The following is a 566-nucleotide window of genomic DNA, read 5'->3' on the forward strand; positions in this document are numbered from 1 at the left end:
TGCCCCGAAAGCGTATGGTCCGCACAGGACTTTATATAATCGCTTCATCCGGTGGAACCGCCCGGGTGTCTTCGACCGGATCTTCGTCGCCGTGACAGAACAGGCTGGCCGGTCGAAGCGTCTGATGATTGATGCAACACATCTGAAAGCGCACCGGACGTCGGCGTCCCTGCTCAGAAAGGGGCTTTTCCCCGCCATATCGGACGCACGAAAGGTGGCCTGAACTCAAAGCTTCATGCCATGTGTGATGGACAGGAACGCCCTGTCCGGCTGCCTCTGACAGCGGGTCAGGTGAGCGACTTCAGAGGCGCGGACGTTCTGCTGGCGGACCTGCCGGATGAGACAGAGGAAGTCATCGGTGCCCGGGGATACGACAGCAACCGGATCAGGCACGCGCCTGCAGACCGGAATATCACCGTCTGCATTCCACCGAAAAAGAACCGGAAATCAAAGCTGCCTTACGACTGGCATCTCTGTAAAAAGCGCCGCCTCATCGAAAACATGTTCGCAAAGCTGAAAGACCGGCGACGTGTTGCGACCCGATACGATCGCTGCGCCCATACATT

General features: G+C 58.0%; 1 protein-coding gene and 1 pseudogene. Both read left to right on the forward strand.

The window, feature by feature from the left end; all coding sequences use genetic code 11:
- Window positions 1-223 (forward strand): annotated as a pseudogene (locus tag GOB93_RS21310) (hypothetical protein); the annotation flags it as partial.
- Window positions 224-240: 17 nt separating this feature from the next.
- The coding region (locus GOB93_RS21060) for a transposase (RefSeq protein ID WP_242010976.1) at window positions 241-566 on the forward strand (326 nt) is incomplete at its 3' end.

The sequence above is a fragment of the Acetobacter musti genome (genome assembly GCF_011516835.1).
GTDB lineage: Bacteria > Pseudomonadota > Alphaproteobacteria > Acetobacterales > Acetobacteraceae > Acetobacter > Acetobacter musti.